Origin of the sequence: Streptomyces sp. NPDC057939, from assembly GCF_042887545.1 — a bacterium.
Classification (GTDB): Bacteria; Actinomycetota; Actinomycetes; order Streptomycetales; family Streptomycetaceae; genus Streptomyces.
The window spans coordinates 83,990-96,977 of sequence record NZ_JBHVPG010000028.1 but is presented as its reverse complement, the minus strand read 5'-3'; the positions used below and the strand labels follow the sequence as shown (position 1 = coordinate 96,977).

16 protein-coding genes and 1 riboswitch are annotated in these 12,988 nt (G+C 72.1%); of the genes, 4 read left to right on the top strand and 12 right to left on the bottom strand.

Annotated features, from left to right (window positions below):
- Positions 1-106 precede the first annotated feature (106 nt).
- Positions 107-718: an ATP-binding protein gene (locus ACFVS6_RS26925; protein ID WP_389707688.1), complete on the top strand. Its 612-nt coding sequence runs from the start codon at positions 107-109 to the stop codon at positions 716-718.
- Here the strand turns inward: ACFVS6_RS26925 and ACFVS6_RS26920 are convergent.
- Positions 665-1,846 carry an ABC transporter substrate-binding protein gene (locus ACFVS6_RS26920; RefSeq protein WP_389707686.1) on the bottom strand — a complete coding sequence of 394 codons (1,182 nt, stop codon included), beginning with the start codon at positions 1,844-1,846 and terminating at the stop codon, positions 665-667. The two genes, ACFVS6_RS26925 and ACFVS6_RS26920, sit on opposite strands and share 54 nt — an antisense overlap.
- Positions 1,847-2,290: 444 nt before the next feature.
- Here ACFVS6_RS26920 and ACFVS6_RS26915 point away from each other — a divergent pair, with 444 nt between their 5' ends.
- Both ACFVS6_RS26915 and ACFVS6_RS26910 read left to right on the top strand, forming a co-directional pair.
- On the top strand, positions 2,291-3,088 hold the full coding sequence (locus tag ACFVS6_RS26915; RefSeq protein WP_389707684.1) for a polysaccharide deacetylase family protein: 798 nt from the start codon (positions 2,291-2,293) through the stop codon (positions 3,086-3,088).
- Entirely contained in the window at positions 3,085-4,275 is a 1,191-nt protein-coding gene (locus ACFVS6_RS26910) for a YncE family protein (RefSeq protein ID WP_389707682.1), read from the top strand. The genes ACFVS6_RS26915 and ACFVS6_RS26910 overlap by 4 nt, the downstream gene beginning before the upstream one ends.
- Positions 4,276-4,474: 199 nt before the next feature.
- On the opposite strand, the gene ACFVS6_RS26905 is transcribed toward ACFVS6_RS26910, so the two are convergent.
- On the bottom strand, positions 4,475-5,719 hold the full coding sequence (locus tag ACFVS6_RS26905; RefSeq protein WP_389707680.1) for a cytochrome P450: 1,245 nt from the start codon (positions 5,717-5,719) through the stop codon (positions 4,475-4,477).
- On the bottom strand, positions 5,700-6,521 hold the full coding sequence (locus ACFVS6_RS26900) for a tRNA-dependent cyclodipeptide synthase (protein ID WP_389707678.1): 822 nt from the start codon (positions 6,519-6,521) through the stop codon (positions 5,700-5,702). The genes ACFVS6_RS26905 and ACFVS6_RS26900 overlap by 20 nt, the downstream gene beginning before the upstream one ends.
- 254 nt (positions 6,522-6,775) lie before the next feature.
- Between ACFVS6_RS26900 and ACFVS6_RS26895 the strand changes: the two genes are divergently transcribed.
- Complete coding sequence (locus tag ACFVS6_RS26895) at positions 6,776-6,988, top strand: EF-hand domain-containing protein (RefSeq protein ID WP_281208070.1); 213 nt, start codon at positions 6,776-6,778, stop codon at positions 6,986-6,988.
- 74 nt (positions 6,989-7,062) lie between these two features.
- Here ACFVS6_RS26895 and ACFVS6_RS26890 read toward each other — a convergent pair whose 3' ends face one another.
- From ACFVS6_RS26890 to ACFVS6_RS26850, 9 genes are all read right to left on the bottom strand, one after another.
- Positions 7,063-7,635, bottom strand: a complete 573-nt coding sequence (locus tag ACFVS6_RS26890) for a PadR family transcriptional regulator (protein WP_389707676.1) — start codon at positions 7,633-7,635, stop codon at positions 7,063-7,065.
- A 93-nt stretch (positions 7,636-7,728) separates the two neighbouring features.
- Positions 7,729-8,550 (bottom strand): energy-coupling factor ABC transporter ATP-binding protein, encoded by an 822-nt coding sequence (locus tag ACFVS6_RS26885; protein WP_389707674.1) that lies wholly within the window; start codon positions 8,548-8,550, stop codon positions 7,729-7,731.
- Entirely contained in the window at positions 8,547-9,296 is a 750-nt protein-coding gene (gene cbiQ / locus ACFVS6_RS26880) for a cobalt ECF transporter T component CbiQ (protein WP_389707672.1), read from the bottom strand. The genes ACFVS6_RS26885 and cbiQ overlap by 4 nt, the downstream gene beginning before the upstream one ends.
- 4 nt (positions 9,297-9,300) lie before the next feature.
- Positions 9,301-9,708, bottom strand: a complete 408-nt coding sequence (locus ACFVS6_RS26875; protein WP_389707670.1) for an energy-coupling factor ABC transporter substrate-binding protein — start codon at positions 9,706-9,708, stop codon at positions 9,301-9,303.
- Positions 9,705-10,406, bottom strand: a complete 702-nt coding sequence (locus tag ACFVS6_RS26870) for an energy-coupling factor ABC transporter permease (protein ID WP_389707668.1) — start codon at positions 10,404-10,406, stop codon at positions 9,705-9,707. Before ACFVS6_RS26870 ends, ACFVS6_RS26875 begins: the two co-directional genes overlap by 4 nt.
- Before the next feature lie 28 nt (positions 10,407-10,434).
- Positions 10,435-10,631, bottom strand: a riboswitch (cobalamin riboswitch).
- 241 nt (positions 10,632-10,872) lie between these two features.
- Positions 10,873-11,400, bottom strand: a complete 528-nt coding sequence (locus tag ACFVS6_RS26865) for a hypothetical protein (protein WP_389707666.1) — start codon at positions 11,398-11,400, stop codon at positions 10,873-10,875.
- 142 nt (positions 11,401-11,542) lie between these two features.
- Positions 11,543-11,956, bottom strand: a complete 414-nt coding sequence (locus ACFVS6_RS26860; protein ID WP_389707664.1) for an SsgA family sporulation/cell division regulator — start codon at positions 11,954-11,956, stop codon at positions 11,543-11,545.
- A 49-nt stretch (positions 11,957-12,005) separates the two neighbouring features.
- Positions 12,006-12,455, bottom strand: coding sequence for a hypothetical protein (locus ACFVS6_RS26855; protein WP_389707662.1), 450 nt, complete (start codon positions 12,453-12,455; stop codon positions 12,006-12,008).
- Positions 12,456-12,673: 218 nt separating this feature from the next.
- Entirely contained in the window at positions 12,674-12,988 is a 315-nt protein-coding gene (locus ACFVS6_RS26850; protein WP_389707660.1) for a hypothetical protein, read from the bottom strand.

The window sequence follows — 12,988 nt, the reverse complement described above, 5'->3', positions numbered from 1 at the left end:
TTAGCCAGGCCTTAAGGCAGCCTTAAGGAGAAACGGTGATCCACTCGGTGTGACCGTCGCGCGACACGTTGTCACCGCAGTTCAAGTGGGTATCGCAGGCCCCTGATTGCCCTGCGCATATGCCGATGCACCCTCCCGGAATCGAAGGTTCCGGGGGGTGTTTTCCTGCGGAACGGCCCGGACGGGCACACCGGCCGTCCATGATGGGTGCATGGCGGGCCTGGAGGGTGTTGAGCAGCCGCGGCAGCGCATCAGTAGCGCTTCGGCCGTACGGCTCACGGCGGCGCTTGAGGACGAACAGGGCCTCAAAGCGCTGGAGTTGTACGGGAATCCGGCCGAGGCGGAGGTGACCCTGCCCTCCATGCCCGAATCGGCCGGCACGGCCCGACGGCTCACCCAGAGCGTGGTGATCCGCTTCTGGGGCCTCTCGCCCCAGATAGCCGAGCACACCGTCCTGCTGGTCTCGGAGCTCGTCGGCAACGCGGTGCGCCACACCGGGGCCCGTTCCTTCGGTTTACGTATGCTCCGTCGGCGCGGCTGGATCCGCGTCGAGGTGCGCGACCCCTCGCGCGGGTTGCCCTGCCTGATGCCGGTGCACGAGTTGGACACCACGGGTCGGGGGCTCTTCCTCGTCGACAAGCTGTCCGACCGCTGGGGCGCCGACCTACTGCCGCGCGGCAAGATCACCTGGTTCGAGATGCGCGTCGCCGACCGCTGAGCCGTCCTGCGGGCGGCCCCGGACGGCGTGGAGGGTCCGGAAGCGGTCGGGTTCCGCCGGGTCGCGATCGGCGACCTGGATCGGCGCCCAGGCCCACTGCCGCACGCCGATGCCCGGTACGCGGGAGAACCGGATCCGCCCGCGGGTCCCCTCGACGGCCACGCGCGACCAGGACGCGGCGACGGCCGCCCGGTCCGTGCCGTGGGAGCGCAGCGCCTCCGCGAGGACGGCGACGGTGTCCCAGCCCTCGAAGGCGACGAAGGAGGGGGCTTCGCCCAGCAGCTCGCGGAGCTCCGCCCCGACCCGTTCGCCGAGCGGGCCGAGGTGTTCGGGCAGGTAGCGCAGGAACGGGATGCCGGCTCCGTCCTCGCCGAGCAGCGCGGCCCATTCGGCGAACTCCGGCTGTCCGGCCGGAGCGCCGATCAGCATTCCGGCCAGGCGCCGGTCACCCCGTACGGCCCTGACGATCGACGCCGCCGGCTCCGGAAGGCCGGCGAGCAGGAGGAGCGCCGTCGCGCCGTGGTCGACCAGCGCGTCGCACAGGGCCCCTGGGGACGGCGCGTTCGCGTCGAGCTCGATGACGACGACGCCGTGCGGAGCGAGGTGGTCCCGCAGTACGCGGGTGCCGGTGGCCCAGTAGACGCTCGGCTGGGTCGCCACGGCGATCCGCCGCCGGCCCGTGCCGAGGAGGAAGTCCCCGTAGATCCGCCAGCCGCGGGACTGGGCGGGTGCCAGCCGCGCCACCCGCTCCGTCGGTTCCTCGGTGAGCGCGTCGAGGACCGCCGACGAGCAGAGGAACGGTACGCCGAGGGCGTCGGCCCGGGCGGCGGCGGCGCGGGCGACGACGCTGTGGTACTCGCCCACCACGGCGGCCACGCCCAGGAGGGCGAGTTCCGTCACGGCCGCCGCGGCCCGCTCCGGATCGGCCGCGGTGTCCCGGACCAGCAGCTCCAGCGGCCGGCCGTGGATCCCCCCGGAGGCGTTGACCTCGCGGACGGCCAGGTCGAGCCCCGCGAGCAGGTGACGGCCCGCCGCGACCCAGCCGGGCCGGGTCAGTGGGGCGAGGGCGCCCAGCCGGACGGGTGAGCCGGTCGGGGACGCGGGGCGGGGCGGATGGTTCGCGCTCATGACGGTCATTGGATCCGCCGCCCGCGGTCGGGTCAACCGCTTGTCGCCGGGGCCGCGCTCCGAACGGGCCCGGAACGCCTGAAACCCCCTGGCGCCGTGGTGGGGCGATGCGGGGGTTTCATGGGTGTGCCGAGGATCGAAGGGGGTGTGATCCTCGGCGGGCGACTTCGCTCGGGTCAATGGGAAGCCGTGATGGCGACTATGGCAGACGAGGGCCCGAACACCAAAAGTCCTAAGTTGGACATAAGTGTGCATATCCTAAGAGTTTCCATCTAAATCCTAGGTGAGATGGGCCACTCACCTCGTAATCCATGAATAAGTATCGACTGCTCTGCGTGAATCGTTGATCACATAGTGGACGGCGGGGCTCGGAAACCCGGCCCGCGAAGGTCCCGAATTGGGTCAATCATTACCTTCCGGGTCATCCACCCCTTAAATGGGCAGGTGTTCTCACCATCAGGCCGCCGGGCGGCCCTGCGCGCGGGCCTCGCCACGCTGGCCGGACTCACCGCCGGCTGCGGGACCGGGCCGACCGCCGACCGGGGGCCCGCCCCCGCCGCCCCGCCGAAGGCCACCGGCGGCGCGACGGCCGAACCCGCCCCGGCCGCCCCCGCGCCGGCCCCCCGCCGGTTCGCCGGGCAGCCCGTCGAGATCGAGCACGGCGCGCGAGACCGGCGCCGGGTCGCCCTCACCTTCCACGGCAACGGGGACCCCGCCATCGCCCGCTCCGTGCTCGCCGAGGCCGAGCGGGCCGGAGCCCGGGTCACCGTGCTGGCCATCGGCAGTTGGCTCGACGACCACCCCGACATGGCCCGCCGCGTCCTGGACGGCGGCCACGAGCTCGGCAACCACACCCAGCGCCACCTCGCGATCAACGACATGTCCGAGGCGGAGGCCCTGGCGGAGATCACCGGCTGCGCCCAGCGCCTCAAGCGCCTCACCGGTTCCATCGGGACCTGGTTCCGCCCCTCGCAGACCCAGTACGCGACCGCGCTCGTGCGCACGCTGGCCCAGCGGGCGGGCTACCCGCACGTCCTCTCGTACGACGTGGACTCCCTCGACTTCACCTCGCCCGGCGCCGCGGCCGTCATCCGCAACGTCACCGGGACGATCCAAGGCGGATCGGTGGTGAGCCTGCACTTCGGCTACGCGGACACGGTCGACGCGATGCCGCCCCTCCTCGAAGAACTCGCGCGCCGCGAGCTGCGCGCGGTGACCACCACGGAGCTGCTGACCCCATGACCACGAACCGCCTTCCACGGAAGGCCACCGCGCTCCTCGCCGGACTGGTCCTCGCCGCCCTGGCCGGCTGCGGAGGAACCGGCGGGAAGGGCGAGCCCGCGGCACTCGGCTCCAACGGGCCGGCCCGCCCGGCCAAGGTCGTACCGGTCGCGCCCCCGGGGCTCCCGGGGATGCCGCCGGTCCTGGACCCCAACGACGTGTACGCGGCCGATCGGCCCAACAACCTCTCCCCGGTGGTCAAGGACTTCCCGCCGCGCGTCTACGTGCCGAACACCAACTCCAACACGGTGTCCGTCATCGACCCGGCCACCTACAAGGTCATCGACACCATCCCGGTCGGCGTCCAGCCCCAGCACGTGGTGCCCTCCTGGGACATGAAGACCCTGTGGGTCAACAACAACCGCGGCCACACGCTCACCCCGATCAACCCGGCCACGGGCGAGTCCGGCAAGGAGGTCGAGGTGCACGACCCGTACAACCTCTACTTCACGCCGAACGGCAAGTACGCCATCGTGATGGCCTCCCTGGACCGCGAGTTGGTGTTCCGCGACCCGCACACCATGAACCGCGTGAAAACCGTCCCGGTGACCTGTTTCGGCGTCAATCACGCGGACTTCTCCGCCGACGGCCGCTACTTCATCGTGAGCTGCGAGTTCTCCGGCGAACTCCTCAAGGTCGACACCGAGAAGATGGAGGTCATCGGCCAGCAGAAACTGCCGTTCGAGGGAGCGATGCCGCAGGACGTCAAGGTGTCGCCCGACGGGAAGACCTTCTACGTCGCGGACATGATGGCGCACGGCGTGTGGGTGCTCAGCGGCGACAAGTTCGACACCCCCAAACTGCTGCCCACCGGAAAGGGATGCCACGGCCTGTACATCAGTCGTGACTCCAAGGAGATGTACATCCCCAACCGGGGCGAGGGCAGCATCTCCGTCTTCGACTTCAAGCAGAACCGGCTCACCAAGAAGTGGGAGCTGCCGGACGGCGGCAGCCCGGACATGGGCGGGGTCTCCGCCGACGGCAAGGTGCTGTGGCTGTCCGGCCGCTACAACTCCGAGGTCTACGCGATCGACACCGCGACCGGCAAGCAGCTGGCCCGCATCCCGGTCGGCGACGGCCCGCACGGACTCGCCGTCTACCCGCAGCCCGGGCGCTACTCGCTCGGCCACACCGGGATCTTCCGCTAACCGGCGACCGGACCGCCAACCGGCGACCGGACCGCGGGCCCGGCCGGCCCACGACCGGGACCGTACGCCGGACCGGGGCGCTGCCGCCGCGGAGCGCGGCCGGGCATGACGGCGCCCCGGGAGCTCGCACAGCTCCCGGGACACCGGATCAACGAGGGGCGCCCCGCCGGACGCCCCTCGGCTCACGCCCGGCCCGCGGTCACCAGGCCACGGGCAGCCGCTCGGGCAGCCGCTTGATGAACCCCGTCCGCCAGACGAGGTTCTCCGCCGGGACCGCGAGCCGCAGCTGCGGCAGCCGCTCGACCAGCACCTCCAGCGCGATCTCGGCGTGCGCCCGGCCCAGCGCCGAGGCCGGGCAGAAGTGCCGCCCGGCGCCGAAGGCGAGGTGGGCGTTGGGGCTCTCCCGCTCCAGGTCCAGTTCGTCCGGGTTCTCGAAGGCCTCCGGGTCGAAGTTGGCGCCCTCCAGCAGGACCAGGACCAGCTCGCCCTCCCGCACCAGGACGTCGCCGACCCGGACGTCCTCCAGCGCGATGCGCGGCAGCCCGTCACCGACGGACAGGTTCCAGCGCAGCAGCTCGTCGACCGCCCTGCCCATCCGCTCCGGGTGCTCGCGCAGGTACCCGATCAGCTCCGGCCTCTGGAGCAGCGCGAGCACCGCGAGGACCAGGAACGCCGACGTGGACACCGCGCCCGCGCCGAACAGGGACACGGCGACCGTCGCGAACATGTCGTCCGTCAGGTGCGCCGACTCGGGATCGGCCTCCTTCAGGTCCGCGAACCGTCCGAGGAGCCCCGTACGCTCCTCGGCCGGCAGCGCGAGCTGCGCCTGCAACTGTCCGGCGAAGTAGCCGACGTCCTTGTACCAGTTGAGCGCGGAGTCGGCGAACGGCTCGCGGGCGGTCATGAACGCGACGTCCAGGCCCGACATCAGGCGGCGCCAGTCCTCGAACGGAACCCCCAGCACCTGGCAGTGCAGGGCCGCCGAGAAGGGGTCGGCGAACCCCGCCCGGAGGTCCGCCGGGCCGCCCTCGGCGACGATCAGGTCGATGAGCTCGCCGGCCCGGGCGCGCAGGTGCTCCTGAAGGCCCTTCTGGCGCGGGTTGAGCGCCTTCATGACCGCGTTGCGCAGGCCCGCGCTGTTGATGTTGCCCATGTTGTTGACGACCTCGGGCGGGATCGTCAGGGCGTACTGCCGGGGCACCCCGGCGTTCGCGGTGTCCTTGAGGCTGAAGCGCTCGTCCTCCAGCACCTGCTTGGCCAGCGCGTAGCTGCTCACCAGCCAGGCCGGATCCCCGGTCAGGGTGCGGACCGCTGCGACCGGCGCCTTCTCGCGGAGCCAGGAGCACTCCTCGGGCAGTACGTCACCGCGCCGCGAGAGCGGGAAGTCGAGGAGCGGCCGCTGCCGCTCCCGGCCGTCCCGGCCCTCAAGCTGCTCGACGCTCATCGACGGTCCTCTCGGTGGTCGCGTGGTTCACGGTGCTCTGAGGTGCCGTGCCCCGCGGTGCGGTGGTGGTCGTGGGCGCGGCGTCCGCCGGCCCGTCGTCCGTGGCGTCGACGGCCTCGGGGCGCACGACGGCGTAGGCCTGGTTGCGGGTGGCGCGCAGACCCCCGCCCCGGGCGAAGAGGAGGTCCGTCATCGGCATCTTGACGTGGTACGCCGCCACGGAGGACGGCACGTCGAGAATGCTCGGGGTGTCCACGAAGAAGGGCAGCTCCGCCGCCATGTAATCGAAACAGACCTGCAACTGCGCGTCCGTGATGGATTCACCCTCCGGCAACTTGGATCCGACGAAATGGAGGGCCATTTCCTCGCAACCCTTGCGGAACGTGTCATCGGTCTCCAGGAAATGGAGAACGCGGCGGTGCAGAAGTTGGTAGACGGGGTTCGACTGGAACTCCGAAAGTGCCCTCACTCGAATCTCGGCCTGTTGAGGTCCTGATTCCTCAACGCCTTTGAGGATCCTTCTCCGAACCGCCTTTATTTCTTTCGCCGCACGCTTCTCCGCATGCTCCGGGGTGTAGCCGAAGGCGGCGAACATCCGGTCGACGTGGAGGTCCGCGTAGACGAAGTCGACCTGCGCGAAGCGGGTCGTGGCCCATCGGGCAAGACTGGACACGCGCTCGGCACTGAAGTAGCTGTTGCCAGGACTCACTCCGATGAGCACATGGTCGCCGTCTTCCCAGATATGGCGGCAGGTGCGGGTGAAGGGCAGAACTTCGAATGATGCGTCAGCTGTGATCGTCACCTGTGTGATCGCCCTTGTTGCCGCTTGTCCCTGGGAGCCCTGCGCTCCCGGTGTGGCGGCAATGTCTGTACGTTATGCCGTGATCCCGGAGCGTGACAAGTGGGGGCCGGATTTGTTGGCCGGAATTATCACTTCCGCGTTACGGAAGGGTAATTGAATTTGTTTCTGCCGACCGAACGGGACCCGAGGGACGGGGCGGGCCCGGCGGCCGCTACCCTGAGCCGGTCAACAAGCACCGAGAAGGGGTGGACCCAGTGGCGGACATCGAGAGCGCACGGGCGACGTTCGGCAGGTTCGACGCGGACGGCGACGGCTTCGTCACGGCCGACGAGTACAGCGCGGCCATGAAGGCCATGGGCGACGCGTTCGTCACCGGCGCGGTCGCCGACGCCGTCATCGCCTCCAAGGACGCGAACGGCGACAAGCTGCTCAGCTTCGACGAGTTCTGGGCCTCCCTCAACAAGTAGGCCCACGCGCGGCGAGCCGGCCCGCAGGCCGACCCGGCCCGCGCCCCGCCCCCGTCCCCCGCGACGGGGGCGCTTCAGGCCCGGTCCCCGCCCTCCCGCGGTTCCTCCGGCGGGGTCATGCCGTCGACCTCGGCCAGCGCCTCCTCCAACCAGCGCAGCCAGAACGTCTCCAGGGCGATGCCCCCGTGCAGCACGAGTCGGCGCAGCCGGTCCTCGACGGCGTCGCGGCCCGGCGGGAAGTCCTTCGCCTCGATGGCCTCGTAGGTCTCCAACTGCCCCCGGTGCAACTCAAGGTGGCGCCGCAGCTCGGGCAGCAGCCCCTGCGGTCCCACGACGCCCGCCGCCCTGATGCGCAGCAGCAGCGGATCCCGCATCGGTTTGGGGTCCTGGCTCTCGCCGACCCACCGGGCCAGCTCCGCGCTGCCGGCGGGCAGTACCTCGTACTCCTTCTTCCGGCCCCGGAGCGGCACCTCCCCGGGCAGCGCACGGATCAGCCCGGCCTCCTCCAGCCGGCCCAGCTCCCGGTAGATCTGCTGATGGGTCGCGGACCAGAAGTACCCGATCGACCGGTCGAACCGCCGGGTCAGCTCCAGGCCCGACGAGGGCCTTTCGAGCAGGGCGGTGAGGATGGCGTGCGGGAGCGACATGCCGCCATCCTAGGTACGCGCGACCGGCGGGCTGCCCGGTCCGCGCCCGCGGGCCCCGTCGACGGACCCGGTCGGCCCGCGGGCCGACCGGGTCTAGCGCCAGGCGGCCAGGGCCTCCGGGACGCGCGGGCCGGGGGAGTCCTCGTCGAGCAGGCCCCGGGCGCGCAGGAAGGCCGTCACGGCCGGCGACCAGGCCTGGCGAAGGCCCGCCGCGGCCAGCAGGTCCGGGTCCGAGAGCAGGGCCGTCGCCGGACCGGTGCGGATGCCCGTCGGGGTGAGTACGGCCGCGTCGTCGGCCCAGCGGACCGCGAGGTCCACGTCGTGGGTGGCCATCACCACCGTCGTCCCCGCCCGCCGCAGACCCGCCAGGACGTCCAGCAGCCGCTCCTGGCCGTCCGGGTCCAGGCCGGCCGTCGGCTCGTCCAGGATCAGCACGCGCGGGGCCATCGCGACCGCTCCCGCGATGGCGGCGCGCTTGCGCTGCCCATAGGAGAGCAGATGCGTGGGGCGGTCCCGCAGCGCGGTGATGTCGAGCGCGGCCAGCGCCGAGTCGACCCGCTCGCGGACCTCCGGCGCGGCCAGCCCCAGGTTCATCGGACCGAAGGACACGTCCTGCTCGACGGAGGCCGCGAACAGCTGGTCGTCGGGGTCCTGGACCACGAGCTGCACAGACGTGCGCAGCCGGGTCAGGCCGGTCCGGTCGTACGTCACCACCTCGCCGTCGAGGCGCAGCGCGCCCGAGCCGGGCCGCAGGCCCCCGCTGAGCAGCCGCATCAGGGTGGTCTTGCCGCTGCCGTTGCGGCCCAACAGGACCAGCGCGCGGCCCGGCGCGATGCCGAAGTCCACGCCGGACAGGACGGCGGGGCCGTCCTCGTAGGCGTAGCCCGCGCCGACCAGCTCCACCAACGGGGTCACGGATACAGCTCCTTCAGGACGAGGGTCAGGCCGACCAGGGAGGCCAGCAGGGCGGCGGACGCCGCCAGGAACCGCCGGGACAGGGCCGCCTCGGGGACGAGCACCCGCAGCGCGCCGTCGTAGCCGCGCCCGGCCAGCCCCTCCTGGAGCCGTCCGGCGCGGTCGAAGGCCCGGACGAACGCGGTCGCCGCGAGCCCGGCCAGCGAGCGCCACACCGCGGCCCGGTTCGTGTGCCCGAGGCGGGCCGCCTGGGCGCGGCGGACCTGGGCCATCGAGTCGAGCAGCAGGAACCCGATCCGGTACATGACGAGGGCCACGTCCACGACGGGGGCCGGTACGCCGGCCCGCACCAGCCGGGGCAGCACGTCCGACACCGGGGTGGTGAAGGCGAACAGCAGCACCCCGAGCGAGGCCGCCGAGGTGCGCAGGAGCAGCTCGGCGGCGTGCCGGGGCCCGTCGGGGGCGAGGGAGACGAAGCCGGCGGGCCCGCCCAGGGACACCAGCAGCGGCAGCGCACCCGTGCAGCAGAAGCCGAGCGGCACCCGGAAGGCCCGCCACAACTGCCGCCCGGCGACCCCGGCGGGGCCGAGCAGCACCACCAGGGTCGCCGCGGCGACCAGCGGCCCGCCGGGCCAGGGCGGCAGACACACGGCGGTGACCGTCAGCCCCAGCCCCAGCAGGGCCTTCTCCAGCGGATGGCGGCGGCGCCAGCGACTGCTGTGCGCCGCCACGTCGATCGGCAGCACCGCGCTAGCGCTCCGCGCCGGCCGCGGCCGCCGAACCGGTTCCGGCGCCCGTACCGCCCCCGTCGCCGGTCCCTGCCTCGGTGCCGGCCCCGTCGCCGCTCCCGGCGGCCGCGAGCGCCGCACCCTGGCGGCGCCCCTTGCGCACGCCGAAGTAGTACGCGAGCACGCCCGCGCCGAGCGCCGCCTGGAGGGCGAACAGGGCCGACTCGATCTCGCCCGAGGGGGGTTCGTACAGCGGGGAGAACCAGGGCTCGTAGTCCGGCTTCAGTTCGGTGATGGCCGCCTCCGCCTGCGCGTCGGCGCCCGCGAACGGCTCCTCCTTGCCGTCCCCGAGTCCCAGCGCGAGCGGGAGCACGGCCAGCGCCGCCACCATGAGCAGCAGCAGAGTGTTGATCTTCGCGTTCCTGGTCATCGGACCTCCGCCTCCTGCTTCGTCTTGCTGCCACCGGTCAGCCGGGCGACGCCCAGGCGCACCAGGTCGGACTTGCTGGACTGCATCAGCAGCCGCACCACGAGGACCGTCAGCAGGCCCTCGCTGACCGCGAGCGGGATCTGGGTGAGGGCGAAGATGCCCGCGAACTTCTCCAGGGCGCCGACGAAACCGCCGGACGGGTCCGGGAAGGCCATGGCGAGCTGGACGGAGGTCACGCAGTAGGTGACGAGGTCGGCGAAGAAGGCGCCGAAGAAGACGGTCACCATCAGCGGCACGTCGAACTTCTTCAGCAGCCGGTAGACCCCGTAGCCCGCCCAGGGGCCGGCGATGGCCATCGAGAAGACGTTGGCGCCGAGCGTGGTGAGACCGCCGTGCGCCAGCAGCAGGGCCTGGAACAGCAGGGTGATCGTGCCGAGGACCGCCATGATCGGCGGCCTGAAGAGGATGGCTCCCAGACCGGTGCCGGTGGGGTGCGAGCAACTACCCGTCACCGAAGGGATCTTCAGGGCGGAAAGGACGAATGTGAATGCTCCGGACGCCCCGAGCAGCAGGGTGCTCTCGGGGTTGGCCTTCACCTCGCGGGTGAGGGCGCGGACGCCGTGGACGACGAAGGGAGCGGATGCGGCGCCCCAGGCGACCGCGTGCAAAGGGGGCAGGAACCCCTCGGCTATATGCATGAGTAGAGAGACCTCTCCAGCACCTCGTGGATGGACGACGCGCCCCGGCCGGTCTCCTGGCTCACGGGTACTGATGCCCTGACTCCGCCTTCCCGGGGCCGTGCGGTCTCCCGCGCGGAACCCAGTGGCTTCCCGCAGGAATGGAGCCGGACTTCCCGATCACAGTGGCGAGGGCCGCACCGGTTTCCCACCGGTTTCCCGAACACCAAGGCCCGCTGACAGTAGTCGGCCGCGCCGACCGGTAACAACCCGGCCCCGCCGGCGGTGGTGACCCGTGCGGCTGCGGTCCGATGGCGGTCGGTGACGGGTGGGGTCGGTGTGGGGAGCGGGGCGGGGGCAGCCGCTCGGACCTCCCCGCCCCCGGGTACCGCCGAGCCGCCGTCGGGGGCGTGCGCCGTCGGGAACGGCAGGGGGCCCGGGGTGTGTGACACACCCCGGGCCCCCGACCGTTCGCCGTCCCGTCGGGTCAGCAGGTGTTGGGGTGCGATACGTCCACCACGACCCGCTCCGGGTTGTGCAGGACGGTGACGCCGTAGGCCGGCTTGGTGTCGAAGGCGGCGCCGAAGGTCACGTACCCCTCGTAGTCGCCGGTCATGGCGATGCCCTTGAGCTTGGGCAGGTAGATCTTCTGCAGCCGGGGGCCCCGGTAGACGTTCTGACCCGCGTCGTCGTGTCCGGCGGCGGGGTTCAGGCGGATCTCCAGGAAGTACTTCCCGGCCAGCGGCACGGGCTTGCCCGACCCGTCGTAGACCAGCTTGGAAACGGGACTGACGTTGACCGTCGGGACGTGGCCCTGGATGTCGATCACGATCCGGTCGAAGGTGCAGTGCCCGCCCCAGCGGGCGTTCACGACGAGCGGGGTCTGGGTCTTGGTGGTGGAAGCGGCGGCGGAGGCGGCGGTGGCCGGACCGGCGAGCGCGAGCCCGGCGGTGAGCAGCGCACCCGTGGCCAGGGCCACGATCCGCCGACGACGAGGACGAAGCAGGTGACGCATGACGTCCCCCCGATTCTTCAGAGACGGGGACAAGGGTGTCATCGGGTAGGACACCCGCCGGGCTCCTACGGTTGCACGGCTGCGCTGCCCCGTTTCCGGACCTCCGGGCCGGCCGGCGACCCCGGCTCCACCCGGCGGCCGGTCAGTGCGCCAGCAGGGCGCTGACCTCGGCGTCGAGGTCGTAGTGACGACGTTCCTGCCCGCGCGGGACCAGGGTGCTCATCCGGCGGCACAGCTCGCGGACGTCCTTGGCGCGGGCGGAGACCACGCAGTTCTGCAGCCCGTTGCTGAAGGCGAGGAAGACCCGCGGCTCCGAGCGCTGCCGGCGGGGCCACACCTGTATGTCGCCCTCGCCGGTGGCGGTGGCCTCCCCGTCGAGCAGGAGTTCCCGGGAGAACACCCAGCGCGCCAGGTGGACCCCCGCGCCGCGGAAGTCCACGGCGAGCTCGTACGGCCGGTCCGTGCGGTACACGAAGACCCCCTGGAGGGGGACGGACACGGGAGCCGCCTCCAGTCGCAGCGGCAGGACGCGGTGCTCGGTGACGGCGGTGGTCAACGGGTGAGCCTTCCTCTCGAACGGGGTCTTCCGGGGCCCTTCCGGCACGCTAGCCGACCCCCTCGGCCCGACCGGACGCCGAAGGTCCCGGGCCGGACGGGCCACCGGACCCCTCTTCGGGGACGGCGGGCAGCCGGACGCCGATCAGGGCGGAGACACCGGCGCCCAGGGCGCCGAGCAGGAGCAGGGCGGCGCCCGGGTTGACGTACGGGGGGACGGCGGCGTCGTGGCGGTGCGGATCGTCGGGGAGGTGGCACTCCAGCCCCAGCGGCACGAAGGTCGCCCGGTACTCGTCGACGCGGGCCATCCGGTCCTGCCCGACCGCCTTCAGGCAGGCGTCGAAGGTGGCGCTCTCGTCGAGGAACAGCAGCGGCAGGGCGCCCCACACGTAGAGGCCGACGGCCCCGGCCGTGCAGGCCGCGGCGATGCGGCGGCGGGGCGGGCGGGCGTTCAGCGCGTAGGCGAGGAGGCCGGCGGCGGCGACCAGCCCGACCAGCACGACGGCGATCAGAGCGATCGGATTGTGGCCCTCAAACGCCCCCGAGGCATGTGGACTTGAAGCCCAGTGCGATGTTTCCACGCTTCCCCCCTCGCCGGTACGCGAGATCGTAGCCGCCTCCTGCGACGCCCCTGCCCCGCCCCCGGTTCCGTACGCGCGGGAGCCCGCCCTCCGGAGGAGGGCGGGCTCCCGGTGCGCGGCGGTGGGCCGCGCGGACGCTACGGCAGCGGGTTCCAGACCAGCGAGTCGTGCGCGTTGGACTGCCCGATGGCGGTGAAGCCGGAGCCGTTCGCCTGCGCGCCGTTGTTCTGGTTCGAGGCGCCGAAGCCGGAGGCGACCTGCTGTGCGGTGGAGGAGTTGCCGGTGTTGCTGCCGCCGACCCCGCTGCCGAGGATCTCGGCGAGGGCGGCGTTCGAGGCGGTGCCCGCGGCGCCGGCCCCGTTGTCGGCCTGTGCCACGCCCGTGAAGCAGACGGCGGCGAGGGGGAGCGATGCGAGCGCCGCCATCACGCGGATGCTGCGGATGCTTGCCAT

Excerpts from the sequence above, each read along its gene's own strand:
- ACFVS6_RS26875 (WP_389707670.1), bottom strand. The coding sequence starts at position 9,708 with ATGACCAGGAACGCGAAGATCAACACTCTGCTGCTGCTCATGGTGGCG.
- ACFVS6_RS26850 (WP_389707660.1), bottom strand. The coding sequence starts at position 12,988 with ATGGCAAGCATCCGCAGCATCCGCGTGATGGCGGCGCTCGCATCGCTC.
- ACFVS6_RS26905 (WP_389707680.1), bottom strand. The coding sequence starts at position 5,719 with ATGAGCGTCGAGCAGCTTGAGGGCCGGGACGGCCGGGAGCGGCAGCGG.
- ACFVS6_RS26920 (WP_389707686.1), bottom strand. The coding sequence starts at position 1,846 with ATGAGCGCGAACCATCCGCCCCGCCCCGCGTCCCCGACCGGCTCACCC.
- ACFVS6_RS26910 (WP_389707682.1), top strand. The coding sequence starts at position 3,085 with ATGACCACGAACCGCCTTCCACGGAAGGCCACCGCGCTCCTCGCCGGA.
- ACFVS6_RS26870 (WP_389707668.1), bottom strand. The coding sequence starts at position 10,406 with ATGCATATAGCCGAGGGGTTCCTGCCCCCTTTGCACGCGGTCGCCTGG.
- ACFVS6_RS26890 (WP_389707676.1), bottom strand. The coding sequence starts at position 7,635 with ATGTCGCTCCCGCACGCCATCCTCACCGCCCTGCTCGAAAGGCCCTCG.
- ACFVS6_RS26865 (WP_389707666.1), bottom strand. The coding sequence starts at position 11,400 with ATGCGTCACCTGCTTCGTCCTCGTCGTCGGCGGATCGTGGCCCTGGCC.